The sequence below is a fragment of the Parathalassolituus penaei genome, assembly GCF_026626885.1.
Taxonomy (GTDB): Bacteria; Pseudomonadota; Gammaproteobacteria; order Pseudomonadales; family Oceanobacteraceae; genus Oceanobacter; species Oceanobacter penaei.
Genome location: NZ_JAPNOA010000028.1, coordinates 118930 through 135261, shown reverse-complemented (window position 1 = coordinate 135261; position 16332 = coordinate 118930). Strand labels below are relative to the sequence as shown.

The 16332-nt window shown below is 56.0% G+C and carries 11 protein-coding genes; 3 read left to right on the top strand and 8 right to left on the bottom strand.

Translation table 11 applies throughout. The annotated features are described in order from the left end of the window. Positions 1-79: 79 nt before the first annotated feature. From OUO13_RS10900 to OUO13_RS10880, 5 genes are all read right to left on the bottom strand, one after another. Positions 80-982: a hypothetical protein gene (locus OUO13_RS10900; RefSeq protein WP_283173917.1), complete on the bottom strand. Its 903-nt coding sequence runs from the start codon at positions 980-982 to the stop codon at positions 80-82. Between the two features lie 156 nt (positions 983-1138). Then, the gene (locus tag OUO13_RS10895; RefSeq protein WP_283173916.1) at positions 1139-1741 is read right to left on the bottom strand and encodes a chalcone isomerase family protein; all 603 of its coding nucleotides are present in this window, start codon (positions 1739-1741) and stop codon (positions 1139-1141) included. A 121-nt stretch (positions 1742-1862) separates the two neighbouring features. Continuing rightward, positions 1863-3893, bottom strand: a complete 2031-nt coding sequence (gene rep / locus OUO13_RS10890) for a DNA helicase Rep (protein ID WP_283173915.1) — start codon at positions 3891-3893, stop codon at positions 1863-1865. A gap of 68 nt (positions 3894-3961) precedes the next feature. Next, complete coding sequence (locus tag OUO13_RS10885) at positions 3962-4156, bottom strand: hypothetical protein (protein WP_283173914.1); 195 nt, start codon at positions 4154-4156, stop codon at positions 3962-3964. A 63-nt stretch (positions 4157-4219) separates the two neighbouring features. Then, positions 4220-5758, bottom strand: a complete 1539-nt coding sequence (locus OUO13_RS10880; protein ID WP_283173913.1) for a YifB family Mg chelatase-like AAA ATPase — start codon at positions 5756-5758, stop codon at positions 4220-4222. Between the two features lie 192 nt (positions 5759-5950). On the opposite strand from OUO13_RS10880, the gene OUO13_RS10875 reads away from it, so the two are divergent. Further along, complete coding sequence (locus OUO13_RS10875; protein WP_283173912.1) at positions 5951-8677, top strand: S8 family peptidase; 2727 nt, start codon at positions 5951-5953, stop codon at positions 8675-8677. A gap of 27 nt (positions 8678-8704) precedes the next feature. Here OUO13_RS10875 and OUO13_RS10870 read toward each other — a convergent pair whose 3' ends face one another. Beyond that, positions 8705-13120, bottom strand: a complete 4416-nt coding sequence (locus OUO13_RS10870) for a PAS domain-containing hybrid sensor histidine kinase/response regulator (RefSeq protein WP_283173911.1) — start codon at positions 13118-13120, stop codon at positions 8705-8707. Positions 13121-13182: 62 nt separating this feature from the next. Continuing rightward, positions 13183-14121 carry a LysR family transcriptional regulator gene (locus OUO13_RS10865; RefSeq protein WP_283173910.1) on the bottom strand — a complete coding sequence of 313 codons (939 nt, stop codon included), beginning with the start codon at positions 14119-14121 and terminating at the stop codon, positions 13183-13185. Between the two features lie 98 nt (positions 14122-14219). Here OUO13_RS10865 and OUO13_RS10860 point away from each other — a divergent pair, with 98 nt between their 5' ends. Continuing rightward, positions 14220-14648, top strand: coding sequence for a PACE efflux transporter (locus tag OUO13_RS10860; protein WP_283173909.1), 429 nt, complete (start codon positions 14220-14222; stop codon positions 14646-14648). Positions 14649-14761: 113 nt separating this feature from the next. On the opposite strand, the gene OUO13_RS10855 is transcribed toward OUO13_RS10860, so the two are convergent. Next, on the bottom strand, positions 14762-16012 hold the full coding sequence (locus tag OUO13_RS10855) for a DUF3500 domain-containing protein (protein ID WP_283173908.1): 1251 nt from the start codon (positions 16010-16012) through the stop codon (positions 14762-14764). A 136-nt stretch (positions 16013-16148) separates the two neighbouring features. Here OUO13_RS10855 and OUO13_RS10850 point away from each other — a divergent pair, with 136 nt between their 5' ends. After that, positions 16149-16322 (top strand): hypothetical protein, encoded by a 174-nt coding sequence (locus OUO13_RS10850; protein ID WP_283173907.1) that lies wholly within the window; start codon positions 16149-16151, stop codon positions 16320-16322. Positions 16323-16332 lie beyond the last annotated feature (10 nt).

The following is a 16332-nucleotide window of genomic DNA, read 5'->3' as shown; positions in this document are numbered from 1 at the left end:
TTTTAATACACGACTTCACTGTGCCAACACTCAGCAACGCAAAGAAAGAGCTCCCTCAGATCAATGCCACACTCGAGGCTCAGAGCAGGAAATCCGCGCGGCCAGAACCTCTGGCATCACAATCGCTGCGAATCCAGGCACCATCCGACTGGCGGGTAAACTCGTCAAAATAGATTTCACGAGTATCCAGAGCCGCGCGAGAACGGTTGCTATTAAAGGAGCCACCAAAGCGGAACTCGTCATTAAAACGGGCGCGGTAGCGAGTGCCATTTTCAGTCACGATTTCATCGCCCGAAAACTCAATGGTGCCAGCCATCTCACGTTCGTTCACACGACTCATACCATGGCGAGTGCCATCCAGAGTGCGCACATAACCATCGGCAAAGTTTATATAAAGGAATACCGTACTGCTGGCTTCCCACACAGTAGGAGAATACGCACCGTACCAGCTGTTGGAGTCGGTACAGGTGCCGGAAAAGCTGAACGAAAACAGCGTCAGATATTCTTTGTCGTGCATCCCCAAAATCCGCCGCGATGGAGCCGCTACCGCCAGCTGGTAATCACCGGAGCCTGAATACGAACTCACCGTAATCCGGTACTGGTGACCAGCAATCGCTCGCAAAATCAGGGTTTCATCCGCACCGTCATTCTGGGAGTCATTGTTATAGTCACTGTCGAGGTCTTCGACGGCAAGGTCAAAGTCGGCACGTTCCGGCCCCGTCAGCACCAGCGTCAGATAACCGCTGGCGGTGGCAGTATATAACCACTGCTGTTCGGCATCACTGCGCAGGGAACCACGAGCGGATTCACCGTTTGCAACATCCGTATCATCACCGGACCAGTCAACACGGCTCAGAGATGGCGAGGCATTTTGCAAACTGGTGGTGATCGAAATGTCCTGGCCAACCGGAACTACCGGATCACCATCACCACAACCAGCCAGACACAGAGCGAGCAGGGTCGCCGAAGAAGTTTTGAACATGAAGGGAACGTCCTTGCCAACTGTAAGTTTCCGTATGGAAACGTAGGTTATCAGCAAGGGAAACACAATCAGAATCCGTCAGGCGCGGCCACAACTGCGTTCAGGCGGTGACAAGACAGGGCTGGTTTGCCAGCCCCCACTCAGGAATAAAGAGAATCAGATACTCGTCGGCGTGTCGGCGGGGGCTGGGCTGCCGACAGGAGCAACACTACCGTTGTCAGCAGACTCCATCAGGGATGCCAGCGGATTCACCATGGCGACCTGGCTGACCGCATCGAACAGGTCCTTGCCTGCCAACATACCTTTGAACTCACCGCGCACCGTGATTTCGGAGCCACGGTCCGGGTGGTAACGGATTTCAATGGCATCACCACGTTCCAGTTTGCCATCCAGCATGCGCACCATGGCGTTCAGACGATTTTCAAGAGCCAGGAACTCTTCCTCGGGCACCAGAATGCCAACGCTATCAAACAGGTTCATAGCCAGCACACGACCACTGATGCGTTCGGACACTACTTGCAACTGGATGGTCTGGCTACTGTCGCTGCCTGGGCTGGCAGCCGCTTGCCGGTAAAACATCGCCACATAGGCTTCAGGAAGGTAATTCAGTTCGCGTAGCTGAGCTTGCACCAGCAATTGGGGAGGTTCGTTGGCAGCGTCGGCAGATAACCAGGCGGGTGGAGCGGCATATACCGTGGAACACAATGCCCACAACAAGCCAGCACCCAGTTTCGCCTTGATTCGGGTCAATTGCTTCATACGCACCTCCGGCGTCATAACGCTGCAACAGAACTGTGATCCATATTAGGCACAGGCCTGTCGCGGCGACAATGACACAAATCGGGTCGACACGCTTTGTCGGCTTCGCTCGGCTAACCGCTCAGAAATCACCCAACAGGTTTTTCAGGCTCGACAGAGTCTCCTGGCCACGCTGACGCTGGGCCTCTGGCGAGATCTCGGTTTTGCCTTCCCATTCCACGTCATCTGGCGGCAGCTCATCGAGGAAACGCGAGTGAGTGGTGTCTGTTGATTCACCATACTGACGCCGTTTGGCGGCGTACGTCAGAGTCAGGGTGCGTTTGGCGCGGGTAATCCCCACATACATCAGACGACGTTCTTCCTCAACCGTATCGGCTTCAATGCTGTTGCGGTGAGGCATCAGCTCTTCTTCCATCCCCATGATGTAGACATGCGGGAATTCCAGACCCTTGGAGGCATGCAGTGTCATCAGCTGTACCTGATCCAGTTCGTCTTCCTGTTCCTGCTGCTCCAGCATGTCGCGTAGCAACAGCTTGCCCACCGCGTCTTCGATGGTGCATTCATCACCCAGTTCTTCGGCTTTGGTGATCATTTTCTGAATCGAATCCACCAGGAACCAGACGTTTTTCATCCGTCGTTCGGCCTGCCCCGGTGAACTGGAGGTCTGCGTCAGGTGGCCTTCGTAGTCGATATCCGAGATCAGTTCCTTGATCGCGGCAATCGGATCACCGGTATAGGCGTTGCGGGTGATGTTTTCCAGCCAGTGGCCAAAACGGCGCAAACGATCGAGGGATTTCGGGCTCAGCAGCTGTTCGAGTCCCATTTCGGTGGTGGCCGCCAGCATGCTGGTGTCACGCATACTGGCGTATTCACTGAGCTTTTCGATGGTGGTTGGGCCAATCTCGCGCCGTGGCGTGTTGATTACCCGCAGAAATGCCGCGTCGTCGCTGGGGTTGATCAGCAAACGCAGATAACCCATCAGATCCTTGATCTCGTTGCGGCCAAAAAACGACTGGCCACCGTTGAGTTTGTAAGGCACCTGAAAGGTCTGCAGTTTCATTTCGATGGCTCGGCTCTGGTGGTTACCGCGATACAGCACCGCAAAATCACGATAACCACAGCCATAACGCAAACGACGCTCAACAATCTCGGAGGCAATACGCTCGGCTTCGATTTCGTCACTTTTGCATTTGAGAATCCGGATCGGATCGCCATACCCCATGTCGGACCAGAGTTTCTTTTCAAACTCGTGGGGGTTGTTGTCGATCACCTTGTTGGCAGCGTTCAGAATCAGGCCGGTGGAACGGTAGTTCTGTTCGAGTTTGACCACCTTGAGGCTTGGGAAATCCTGCTTCAGCAACACCAGGTTTTCCGGTCGGGCACCACGCCAGGCGTAAATCGACTGGTCGTCGTCGCCTACCACGGTCAGGCCACTGCGATGCCCCACCAGTAATTTCACCAGCTCGTACTGACTGGTGTTGGTATCCTGATATTCGTCCACCAGCAGGTAACGAATCTTGCGCTGCCAGCGCATCAACACTTCGGAGTGATTCATGAACAGCAGGGTTGGCACCATGATGAGGTCGTCGAAGTCGACCGCGTTATAGGCCTTCAACATGCGCTGATACACCGAATAGGTGCGCGCAATCAGCATTTCCTGCGGACTCTGGGCCTGATTGATGGCCTGCTCCGGGGTGATCAGGTCGTTTTTCAGATTGGAAATGGTGTTCTGCACCATTTCCACCATATCGCCGTCGTCGCCGCCGTGATCACGCTGCATCACATCGCGGATGATGCCTTTGCAGTCATCCTGGTCGAGGATCGAGAAACCGGCGCGATAACCGGAGGTCTCCAGCTCCTGACGAATGATATTGAGGCCAAGGTTGTGAAAGGTCGATACGGTTAACCCTTTGGCACCACCCTTGCCCACCAGAGACATCACACGCTCTTTCATTTCGCGCGCGGCCTTGTTGGTAAAGGTCACCGCCGCAATGTGGTGCGGTTTGATACCACAGGCATCAATCAGGTAGGCGATCTTGCGGGTGATCACACTGGTTTTGCCGGAACCGGCACCGGCAAGCACCAGCAGTGGGCCTTCCACGTATTTGGCGGCTTCTTTCTGGCGGGGATTAAGTTGGGATAAATCGACCACGGCTTGTCCTCTGAGCTGGCCCGGTATTCTAGCCAAGTCAGCTCGGGAAATCAGGACTTGCCTGCACCTCAGGGCTTCGTTTTGCCTGCTGCCGTGGCTGACGTTTCGGGCACCGGTTTTTCAATCGGGCCAAAAAACAGTTCATTCTGGTATGGGCTTTCACGCGACAGGTGAAAGTCACTCATGATGTACACAAGGATAGCAATGACGATCAGGACTATGACCAGAATGACCTTGTTGTTTCCGGCAGGAGGCTTGTTCATGGCCGTTCCTCTATTCAGCTGCGTGCTGATTAAAGTCTGGCCCCGGACCAGTATTTCTGCCACTTATCCACCGTTATCCTGACGAGCTGGCGCGGAAAAACGATCAAGGCTGCGGTAACCAATCGCCTCCAGCAGATGCTCACGACCGATCCATTCGGCGCCAGCAAGATCCGCTATGGTGCGCGCCAGCTTCAACACCCGATGATAACCACGCGCCGACATCTGCAAGCGCTCACAGGCCTGTAACAACCAGGCCTGTTCGGCGCTGCCCAGCACACACATCTGGTCACGTTGTTCACCTTCGAGCATGGCGTTGCTGCAGCCCTGACGTTGCTGCTGACGTTGGCGCGCCGCCAGTACCCGCTGCTGAACTTCAGCACTGCTCTCCCCCGGTTGTGACTGCTGTAACAACGCGGTGGGAATGGCCGGCACTTCCACGTGCAGATCAATGCGATCCAGCAATGGCCCGGAGGTCTGGCTCTGGTAACGCCGTACCTGTTCTTCGTTGCACCGGCAACGTCCGGAAGCATCACCAAAATAACCACAGGGACACGGATTCATGGCCGCCACGAGTTGAAAACGGGCTGGAAAGGTCAGGGTGCGCTGGGCGCGACTGATCACAATACGCCCGCTTTCCAATGGTTCGCGCAACACATCCAGCACCGCCCGGCTAAACTCCGGCAGCTCATCCAGAAACAGCACGCCACCATGGGCCAGTGAAATCTCCCCCGGCCGTGGACGGGTGCCACCGCCCACCAGCGCCACGCCCGATGCGGTATGGTGTGGCGCCCGGAAGGGGCGTTCACGCCAGTGCTGTAACCAGTCACGGCCGGTGCCAGCCACCGAATACACCGATGCCGATACCAGCGCCTCGTCTTCACTCATGGGCGGCAGAATGCCCGGCAAACGACTGGCCAGCATGGTTTTACCGGTGCCCGGCGGGCCAATAAACAGCAGGTTATGCTCTCCGGCGGCGGCAATTTCCAGCGCCCGTCGCGCCTGCGGCTGGCCCCGGACATCACGCAAGTCGGCAGGTTTGCGCTGCGCAGTCAGCGGTGAATCCACATCAGCCGTCGCCAGTGGCAGCTCAACCTCACCCCGCAAATAAGCCACGACCTCGCGCAGATTGGCAGCCATCCGACTGTTACAACGCTCCGACAGCGCCACTTCACCACCATTCGCCACTGGCACAATCAGGGTGCGGCCACGTAAGGCGCATTGCACCGCGGTCGGCAAGGCACCGGTTACCGGCAACAAATCGCCGTTTAACCCCAGTTCGCCAATAAACTCACAGTTATCCAGCCGCTCCGGCGGCACTTGCCCGGATGCCGCCAGAATGCCGAGGGCGATGGCCAGATCAAAGCGACCGCCATCTTTGGGTAAATCGGCAGGCGCGAGACTGATGGTGATACGTTTGGCCGGGAATTCGAGATCGGAAGTCATCAGCGCGCTGCGCACCCGATCCTTGCTTTCGCGGACAGCGGCTTCCGGCATTCCGACCAGTGACAACGATGGCAAACCACCGGACAAATGAACTTCGACCAGCACATCCGGTGCTTCAACACCGGTCTGGGCACGACTGTAGATTCGGGCGAGTGACATAGGCATTCCCTGCATAAATATCCGTTTCGGCGCACAAAGACACGCCACTGCCAAAAGTCTCGCCGATTTTTCTGATTAGTTGATCAATGTACCTGCCTCGTATCAGGCCATATGTTAACGTTTGTGAAATACCCGGATAGGACAACAGGGTTGTCTGTATCCTTAAAAGACAATAATCCCCAGGTTCGCATCATGATGTTGCCGTATCCACGCAAGACTCTGCCAGTTCTGCTGGCATCGCTATTATTAACCGCCTGTAGTGGTGGCGGTTCATCCTCGTCCAGCTCCAATAATGACTCCGGTGATAATGCCGGTGGTGATGATTCTGGCAATAACAGTGGTACGACCACTCTGGTCTTGTCCGGCACGCTGAGCGCCGAAGCCGCCACGGCGGTGGATTCCGACACCAACGACGTGTATGCCACCTATGCCAGCAATAACACCATGGCCAATGCCCAGGATGTCCAGAACCTGGTAACGATTCATGGCTTCGCCTCGAAAACGGCCAGCGGCGGCCAGTTGTCGGGTGCCAGCAGCATGGAGCGTTTTGCCAACAGCGCCGACCAGGTGGATTACTACCGTGCCAGCCTGCAAGCCGGCCAGACCATCCGTCTCGAAGTCAGCGATTACGATACCAACGGCAATCGCAACCTCTATCCGGGCGACCTGGATCTGTATCTGCTGTCGGATACCGGCGAAGCAATTGAGTCGTCACAAGGCGCAGGGCTCTATGAAGAGATAACGGTTCCCGAGTCGGGCACCTGGTATGTTGTTGTTTACGCCTACTCGGGTGTTTCTCGCTACGTTCTGCAACTGGGGGCTGCCGACAGCACCAGCAGCATTGCCAGCAAACTGAGCGCCGACTTTGTTCCGAACCAGATGCTGGTCCGCACCCGTGATCAGAGCCTCAGCAGCCAGGCCAGTATCAGCAGTGCTGACGGTCAGAGCATTGCCATTCGTGCCGTTACTGGCAACAGCCAGAAACATCCGGCCAAGGTGGAATTTGCCAGTCCGATCAGCACCGCCCAAACCGCCAGTGCCAATGGCAAAGCCAGTGAACGCCAGGCCATGCTGGCGGATATTGCCAGCCATAACCCGACTGCAGCGGAAAAAATCGCCACCCTGATGACCATCAAGGACATGGCAGCTCGCAATGATGTGGAATTTGCTGAACCGAACTATATTCGCCAGCCGTTAAAAACCCCGAACGACCCGTACTATAGCCGTCAATGGCACTACACCAATATCAATCTGCCTGCTGCCTGGGATATCAGCACCGGTACGCGTAGTGATGGTGAAGATGTGGTGGTGGCGGTGGTGGATACCGGCGTTTATCTGGCGCATCCGGACCTGAGCGGCCAATTGCTCAGCGGTTATGACTTTGTGTCATCACAAAGCATGTCCAACGACGGCAACGGTATCGACAGCAATCCGGATGATCCGGGCGACAGCACCCAGCGTGGTTACAGCAGCTGGCACGGCACTCACGTGGCCGGCACCATTGGTGCTACCTCCAACAACAACGTGGGTGTGGCCGGGGTGTCGTGGGGCGTAAAAATCCTGCCAGTGCGGGTACTGGGTGTGGGGGGTGGCACCAGCTACGACATTATTCAGGGTCTGTATTATTCCGCTGGTCTTGAAAACGACAGCGGCACCGTGCCGTCCCAGAAAGCCGATATCATCAACATGAGCCTGGGTTCGTACGGTTACTCGGCGTCTGAACAACTCGTGATGAACGAACTCTACGATGCCGGTGTGATTGTGGTGGCAGCGGCGGGTAACGATGGCATCAGCTCACCGTCTTACCCGGCATCCTACAACCATGTGATTTCGGTTTCTGCCACGGATTACGCCGATAACCTCACCGACTATTCCAACTACGGTTCCAACATCGACCTGGCGGCACCAGGTGGTGACACCAGTGCCGACCTCAACCACGATGGTAACGGTGACGGTGTACTCAGTACGCTGGTCAGTGATGCCAGTGGTAGTCGTCAGCCGATTTATTACTACTACAACGGCACCTCGATGGCGGCCCCACACGTAGCCGGTGTACTGGCGCTGATGAAAGCGATTTATCCGGCTTTAACGCCATCCGAAGTCGAGTCGCTGATCAGCAGTGGCTCGATCAGTGACGACCTCGGCAGCAGCGGCAAGGATATCCAGTACGGTTATGGCCGTATCAACGCCCTAAAGGCTGTGACCATTGCCTCCCAACTGGCCAGTGGTGCCGAAGTAGAGCTGCCGGTGGTACTGCAATCCTCACCAGCCCGTATCAGTCTGGGCAGCAGCTCGACCACCTCAAGCCTGACCATCAGCAACACCGGTGGTGGTGACCCGCTGATCAGCGGCGTTGTCTCCAGCGCCAGCTGGCTGACCGTTGCCGCCACCGATGTGAACGCCAATGGACTGGGGACCTATACACTGACTGCCGACCGCACCGATCTGGTTGCCGGTAGCTACAGTGCCACCATCACCTTCAGCACCGAAAGTGATACCAGCCTTGAAGTGGGTGTAACCATGCTGGTAGGCAGCGCCAGTGACAGTCGTGAGTTAACCACCCAGTACGTACTGGCCTATGACTATGCTAGCGGTGAGTATGTGGATGGCGCGATTGCGGAGGAAGACGGCAGCTACAGCCTGGAACTGAGTCCGGGTACTTATGTACTGTACGCCGGTTCGGACGTGGATGTGGATAACATCATCTGTGATAGCGGCGAAACCTGTGGCAGCTACCCATCGCTGGCACAGCCTTCCGGCATTGTATTGACCACCGCTGACAAGACGGGTGTCGACTTTACCGTTGCCATCCAGAGTGTGTCAGAAACCGCTGCCACCAGTCTGAATATGAAACCCCTGAGCAAGGCCGCTCTGGCCGCACTCAAAGCCAAATCCGGCACCAAAGCGCTGGCGGAGTAAACCCATATGGGCCGGATCAGCAGTGTTTCAAAAATGCTGCTCCGGCCCATCGTTATGAGCCGCCAGTGACTCATCACTGGCGAGGATATCCGCCATCGCGGCGGATAACTCCACCAGTTCTTCCTGCAACAGCTGTTGCAGCAGTCCATCAACAACACGAGGCACCAGCGCACAATCGGGCGTTTGCGCCTGTTTCAGACGCTGCTCCATTTCCGCAGCCATAGCCGCCAACCGGCGAGCACCCATTGTTGCCGCCGTGCCCTTGAGGGTATGCAGGGCATTTTGCATTACCTGTGATTGATTGTTCTGGCGCCCACGCTGCAATTGCTCCAGTAACTCCTGGGCGTTGGGCTCAAACAGCTCCAGCATCTGACAGAACAGATCCCTATCGCCGCCGAAATACTCAGCCAGCACCGCATGCAGATGTTCCGCCAGAGGCGTCAGGGCAACCGCCAGCGGCAGTCTCTCGACCTCGCTGACGACTGCGGAGTCCTGCAGCATTGGCTCTGTCGACGGGTGTTCGCGCACCTCTTCATCAAGGTTTGCCTGAATAGCCGCATGAGCATCCACGTCTACCGGCAATGACACCACCGGTTTGGCTCCAGCCTCCATCAGCCCACGATAAGCACAGGATGGCAGCCAGCTCTGGATGGTGCGCACCATCTGGTTGATCTCGATGGGTTTGCCGATATGATCGTTCATACCCGCGGCCAGACAGACATTCACATCGTCAGACGACACATTGGCGGTCATCGCCAGAATCGGCAACGTCGCAGTATCGTACAGTGCACGGATACGACGAGTCGCTTCCATGCCGTCGATGTCCGGCATTTGCATATCCATCAGCACCAGATCAAAACCGCCCGGATTTTCGCTGACTCGCTCCACGCCTTCAAGGCCACCACAGGCCAGAGTGACATCAGCGCCCTCGTTACTCAGCAACTCGGCAGCAACCTGACGGTTGAATGCGTTGTCTTCCACCAGTAACAGGCGCACCCCCGGTAATCTCGACTCATTCTGACCAACCTGATTATCAGTGTTTTCCTGCTCACCACGTAACAGTGCCCTCACCGAACGCGCCAACTGGCTTGGAGTTAACGGCCGCGACAATTGTCGATACTGAACCCTTTCCACCACACCTTCATTCGCCAGCAACCATTCCTTGCGGCCATTACGCTTCAACAGCAGCAGTCGTTCACACCCTTGCTGCATCAGTCGATGGGCCAGTGGCTCCACTCCTGCCAGCACTGCATCACTATCCAGCACCATCAGCTCAAAAGTCTGCTGGTCTGATTGTTGCCAGAGGTGCACGGCATCATCCAGCGATGCCATTGCAAGAACTTCCGCTCCCAGTTCTGCCAGATAACGACAAAGCACCTGGCGACTATTTTCATTGGACTCAACCAGCAAAACTCGCCAACTCCGATTTGGATAAATAGGCTGATTCAGCCACGGCCGGGCATCTGCCATCGACAAAGTCATACTGAAACTGAAACAGCTGCCCTTACCTACCTCGCTTTGTACCTGCAACTGGCTGTCCATCATGGCCAGCAGATGTTTGCTGATCACCAGACCCAGCCCGGAACCACCAAAACGACGCGCGGTCGATGCTTCGGCCTGGCTGAATCCGTCGAAAATGCGCTGCAGTTGAGCTTCGCTGATGCCAATTCCCGTGTCTTCTACTTCAAAACGTATCTGACAACGACCACCATCACGTCCCATCTGCTGGATCCGTACCCGAACTTCGCCAGACTCCGTGAACTTGAGGGCATTACTGGCAAGATTGATCAGCACTTGCTGCAAGCGCAACTGGTCACCCAGCAGCCGCACCGGCAACCGCGAGTCGAGGTCGAACACCAGCTCCACCGGTTTATCTCCCTGATTTCCTGCCAGCACAACTCCAAGTTCTTGCATAAGGCTTTCCAGCGCAAACGGATGACGATCCAATTGCAGTTTGCCAGCATCAATCTTGGAGTAATCGAGAATATCGTTCAGCAGCCGCAGCAATGAACGCGCAGCAGTATGCGCCTTGCTTATGTAGTCATTCTGACGACTATTGAGGTCAGTCTGCTGTACCAGTTGCAACATTCCCAGAATGGCATTCATCGGAGTACGGATTTCGTGGCTCATATTGGCCAGGAAGGTGGACTTGGCGGCACTGGCAGCGTCTGCCTGCTCCTTGGCATGGCGTAACCAGCTTTCCAACTCACGCTGAGCCGTAATATCGCGGTTGATGCCGAGGACACGATAGACTCGACCAGTATCGTCACGTTCAGAATAACCACCTGCCTGAATGTAACGCAGGGTGCCATCTGGCAACAGGATGCGGAACGTTGCGTTGTAGGCACGCTCACCACGCGCGGCGGCATTCAGGGCATCTTCTACCGTCAGACGATCATCCGGATGAATACGTTCACTCCAGTGGTGATACTGCAAACCGGTATCGCGCAAGCTGAGCGGCTGGTGATACAGCTCGAACATCTTGTCGTTCCACTGCAGGCGGTTGTCATGCAACGTCCAGCTCCAGATGCCCAGCTCGGCAATGTCTGCAGCCATTTGCAACTGATCCCGTGCCGCCAGCATTTCCGCGGAATGACGACGCTGGGCAGTGATATCAGCGGCAATACCAAGATAGCCGACCAACTCACCGCCATCATTGCGCATGGCTGTAATCACCAACGACACGGGACAATGACTGCCATCCTTGCGCACAAACGTCCATTCACGGGACTCAAATCCATTACGGGCAGCGTTCAGTGTGAAAACTTCAAAATCGGTTACGTCACGTCCCAGCTCTTTGCGCAATTCGCTGGCACGTGCAGTAACCTCAGATGGCATATGGAATAACGCCGGAGTTGTACGGCCGATCATGTCCTCTGCCCAATAGCCCAACATTCGTTCGGCTCCACGGTTAAACACCTGAATCACGCCATCAGTGTCAGTTGCTACGATAGAGACTTCGGTAGCCGCTCTCATGATGTTGTTAAACAGCATGTTCATACGCGCCAGCTCGGCAGTACGCTCCATCACCTGGCTTTCGAGGCGACTGTTCAGCTCGATGATCCAGGCTTCCTGGTTTTTCTGCTGGGAAATATCGCGGACGGTTTTGGAAGCACCGACCACCAGCCCCAGAGAGTCGAGTATGGGTGATACCGTCAGCGACACACTGACTCGTGAGCCATCCTTACGCAGGCGCTCGGTTTCAAAGTGTGGAATACGTTCGCCGGAAGCGATACGTCGCAGAATATCCAGGTTTTCATCCTGCAGCTCTGACGGCACCATCAGCTCCAGAATCGGACGCCCCAGCGCTTCTGTTGCACGGTAGCCCAACAGGTGCTCGGCACCGCGGTTCCAGCTGGTCACCATACCACCGAGATCACAGCCGATAATGCCATCGGCAGAACCTTCCACTATGGCCGCCAGTTTGGCCTGCTCCTGCAGAATCTGACGACGATGACGACGACCGGCACTGATAGTGCCAATCAGGGCAGCAAACAGCACACTGATCACCGCTCCGAGCACCGCACTGATCAGTGGCGATGTCAGATGCATGTTAAGAATAAACGCCGGATGAACGCTGAAGCGTGATTCCCAGGTGCGACCGAACACCGCATGCTGTTCTATGTGGGTGTGCAGATCTGCTGACTCTACATCCTCGCTGCGAAAAAAAGCCTCGGGATTAGTGGGATCGGTAATATCTATGAGCTCCAGATGCGCCAGCACCGGATTGATACTGAGGTCAGCCAGCACTTCTTTCATCAGCAAGGGTGCGTAACTCCAGCCAAATCCCAGTTGCAGACGTTCGTCCTCGGTCGGTGGAGTAATACCATTCCGGTAAATAGGCATCAGGATCAGAAAGGACTGCAATGGATTTCCCGTCGCCTGCACCAGGGTGATAGGACCAGAGAGCTGCACATCACCGGTACGCAAAGCGGCTTCCGCCGCACTGCGGCGGGTCACTTCGGAGGCGATATCCAGCCCGACCGCTTGCAGGTTGCGCTCCACCGGTTCGATATACTGGATAACAAAATGATCGCCGGAATGGTCGCCCAGCTCACGGACATAAAATTCGGGCCAGCCATCGGCCTGGGCGTTTTTGACAAAAGCATCCAGAGAGGTCGGCGGCACTCGGCGAATAAAACCAAAACCGCGGGCGCCAGGAAATTCGGTATCAATATCGCGGGTGCGGCTGTAACGCACAAACAACTCGCGGTTAATACCATATTCGCCAGCGGTCTGAACCGCACCACGAGCACCACGCAAGCCGTATTGGTAAAGATTAATGCGCTCCATCACCTGCTCGAGCACACGCTGCGCTTCCGTCTCGACTGCTTGATGAATACGCTCGTTATTGCGTAGTTCGAGTTGCCAGGCCAGCATCAGGCTCAGCAGTAATCCCGCCAGCAGACTCAATAGCGCCCAGCGATTACAGATCGAACACAACAAACGAATCTTGCCAGCCAGAGCACACCTCCTGAGCAGCCTGCATCCTTAACAGAATAACCTTAGACGGCGCCCGTTGGCCCCGCCAATCCAGCACTGCCAACTGGCGCACGCGGCGGCCTGCTGCCGTGCAACCCCTCCATGGCCGCCACAAAATGACTGGCAGCCAGACCTTGCAGTGACTCCGGCAACCACACCAGATCCACCCACAGCGGAATGGCGTTGGTCATATTGGCAAACTGCAGCGCCTCCAGCTCACCACTCGCCAGTCCAGGTGCTACCAGCGATTGTGGCAAAAACGCCCAACCCAGCCCCTGTTCAATCAGCTTCAGAGCCGCCGTATGGCTATCACTGCGCCAGCAACAACGCGACTGCAGCAATACAGGATGGTGCAACTGCAAGTCACGTCCGGCCACCAGCACCTGACGCTCGACCAGCAATTCCTGTTGGCCGAGCAAACGTTGCGCCAGTGGATGACTGGCAGCGACAACCGCAATCAGGGTTTCCTGACTGATTTCCTGAAAACATTCCCGCTCATCCAGTAGCGGCCGTTCAAACACCACCGCCAGTTGCACCTCACCATCGTGTAACAGGCGTAAGGCATCTTCCTGCGGGGCCAGCCGAATATCCACCGGCAACTGTGGATACATTTGCGCCAGCTCGGCCAGCGGTGCATCCCAGCCACTGCCGATCAGTTCCGGTGCGACCGCCAGCCGCAAACAGTCCTCCAGACCGGCATGTAACGACGCCGCCTGCACCAGCAACTGCTGCCATTGCCACGCCAACTGCCGAGCACCCGGCTCCAATGCTCTGGCCGCTGCCGTTGGCAGAGGTTCACGGCTGCTGCGATCAAACAATTGCAGATCCAGTTCCGCCTCCAGCTGGGCAATGGCCATACTCACCGCCGACGGCACCTTGCCCAATTTGCGGGCAGCCGCCGAAAACGAGCCCTCATCCAGCACCGTCAGAAAGACCCGCACGTTGTCGCGATTAAAAGCCATGGCAACCTATCAGAAAAATTGAAAGATTCTTACTTTTTATATCAGAAAATCTGCCATAGAGTGCACCTCCCTGATCCTGTTGCCATGGATGACTCTGAATGAATTCCCGTTTGCGTTTACTGCTGTATGTCAGCCTGTACGAACTGATTGCCTGGTTTCTGACCAGTGCCGTGTGCCTTTATATGGGCAAAAACCCACAAGAATCCGGTGCTGCTGCCGCTCTGGTAACTCTGTTGGCGGTGAGCTGGAACTGGGGCTGGAACCTGATCTTTGAAGCCTGGGAGCGTCGTTATCCACAAACACATCGCGGCCAGCGCAGCTTCTGGCGTCGCTGTGGCCATGCCATTGGTTTTGAGGGTGGACTGGTGCTGATTCTGGTTCCGGCCATGGCCTGGTGGTTTGGTATCAGCCTCTGGCAGGCGTTTTTGCTGGAAGGAGGGCTGTTGCTGTTTTTCCTGCTGTACAGCTGGGTATTCAGCTGGAGTTTTGACCAGATTTTCGGCCCACCCGCCAGTGTGACGCGGTAAGTCCGCCCGGTAGATTCACCTAACAGCCGCACACAGCCACACAACCGCAGACAGCCACACAACCGCAGACAGGCGCTGACGTTGGTCGCCAGCGCCTGTGTGTGATCAAGGGTTTACAGGCTGTTGCCGTAGTCCATCGACTTGTCGCGGTAGATGGTATGGTAGTGAGTGCCACTCAGCACAATACCGCCCTGACAGGCCAGTTCGATCCACAAGCGCGGACCATCGATCCGCATATAGGTGCCGGAGCGGTCGGTGTTGATTGACGACGAGCTGGAACCGGCCCAGGCAATGTAAGTATCGGCAAACGCCGCATCCGAGGTATAGGTTGCCATCAGGTCATCGGCCACCTCATCCGGGAAATCCCGTACCCACTGCTCAATCGCCGCAATCACCAGCGCCTTCTGGCTATCACTCAGATACGACACCAGCAAACCATCACGCTTGCTGCCAGTCGGGTAATCGGTTGGCAACTCACCACTGCCGTTGTCCGGCCCCACCAGCACATCACTGAAACTCTGGCCGCTCAGATAGGCCGTGCTCAACTCATCACTGCTGAGAGCATTAAACACTGCGGTCAGGGCATCACCTTCTTCTTTCATGGGTGCCAGAGTTTCGGAGTTATAGGTAAAACTGCCTTTTGGTTCCGCTGCGGTCAGGGTTGGCATCGGATAACCGCTGCCACTTAACCAGGTGAAGTTATAAGCCGCATGGTGACCACCAATCTGCATGGCCCAGCTGCCGGATACCGCCGGTGTACCAAAAATGGCGATGTAATAGTTATCCGAACTGTAAACACTGCCGCCGCCCTGACTGCGCAGATAATCATCAGCGGTCATGATACCGGTGAGGTCTTCATAACCTTCATCACTGAGCGCCAGCTTGGCCAGCGCCATCGCCGCTGCCAGCTGGGTGCTGCTGAGGGAACCGAACTTCAGACCATTACGCTGCACGCTATTGGTAGGCAGGTTCGACCAGATGGTGCGGGCTTCAGAATCCGACCAGTCATACAGCACACTGGCCTGTTCGCTGCTATCCAGAGTGGCCAGAAACGCATCTACGGCACACACCAGCTGGTTTACATACACCGAGCTGCTGCAATTATCGGTAGTGGTGGAATCATCGGTAGACGTTGAATCATCGGTCGTCGTTGAATCATCGGTAGACGTTGAATCATCGGTAGACGTTGAGTCATCGGTCGTTGTTGAGTCATCGGTGGTCGTTGAATCATCAGTAGAAGACGAATCCTCGCTCACCGTCGAGGTCGAGGATGACGAACCACCACAAGCCGACAACACCACCGAACAGCCCAATACCAACGCCAGCAGCATCCGCCGCCACAGTTCCAACTGCTTGTTTACCATTAGCAAGACTCCTGCAAGGTCAATTCCGTCCACATCCGGCACAAGCGGATACGTGGCTCCTTACAGACTAACGATACAAACCGGCAACGGTTGACATACCCGCAGGCAAAGAAAGGTAAGGATGCCGTCAGCAGCAATGGCACGAGCCCAGCATCTCGCCCACGGCAGCCTCGACATGGTGATCCAATACCCGCACCGGGCACTCATCGCCCCACGGGTAAAAGTCACGGTGGAATATTTGCTGGAGAGATTTAAAAACGATACGCGGCTGCATATCGCACTGGAGGAATTGGAGCAGTATTCAGTGTGAAGAAGAACCC

Coding starts and splice junctions, on each gene's coding strand:
- OUO13_RS10900 (WP_283173917.1), bottom strand. CDS start 982: ATGTTCAAAACTTCTTCGGCGACCCTGCTCGCTCTGTGTCTGGCTGGT.
- OUO13_RS10895 (WP_283173916.1), bottom strand. CDS start 1,741: ATGAAGCAATTGACCCGAATCAAGGCGAAACTGGGTGCTGGCTTGTTG.
- OUO13_RS10885 (WP_283173914.1), bottom strand. CDS start 4,156: ATGAACAAGCCTCCTGCCGGAAACAACAAGGTCATTCTGGTCATAGTC.
- OUO13_RS10880 (WP_283173913.1), bottom strand. CDS start 5,758: ATGTCACTCGCCCGAATCTACAGTCGTGCCCAGACCGGTGTTGAAGCA.
- OUO13_RS10875 (WP_283173912.1), top strand. CDS start 5,951: ATGATGTTGCCGTATCCACGCAAGACTCTGCCAGTTCTGCTGGCATCG.
- OUO13_RS10865 (WP_283173910.1), bottom strand. CDS start 14,121: ATGGCTTTTAATCGCGACAACGTGCGGGTCTTTCTGACGGTGCTGGAT.
- OUO13_RS10860 (WP_283173909.1), top strand. CDS start 14,220: ATGAATTCCCGTTTGCGTTTACTGCTGTATGTCAGCCTGTACGAACTG.
- OUO13_RS10855 (WP_283173908.1), bottom strand. CDS start 16,012: ATGGTAAACAAGCAGTTGGAACTGTGGCGGCGGATGCTGCTGGCGTTG.
- OUO13_RS10850 (WP_283173907.1), top strand. CDS start 16,149: ATGGCACGAGCCCAGCATCTCGCCCACGGCAGCCTCGACATGGTGATC.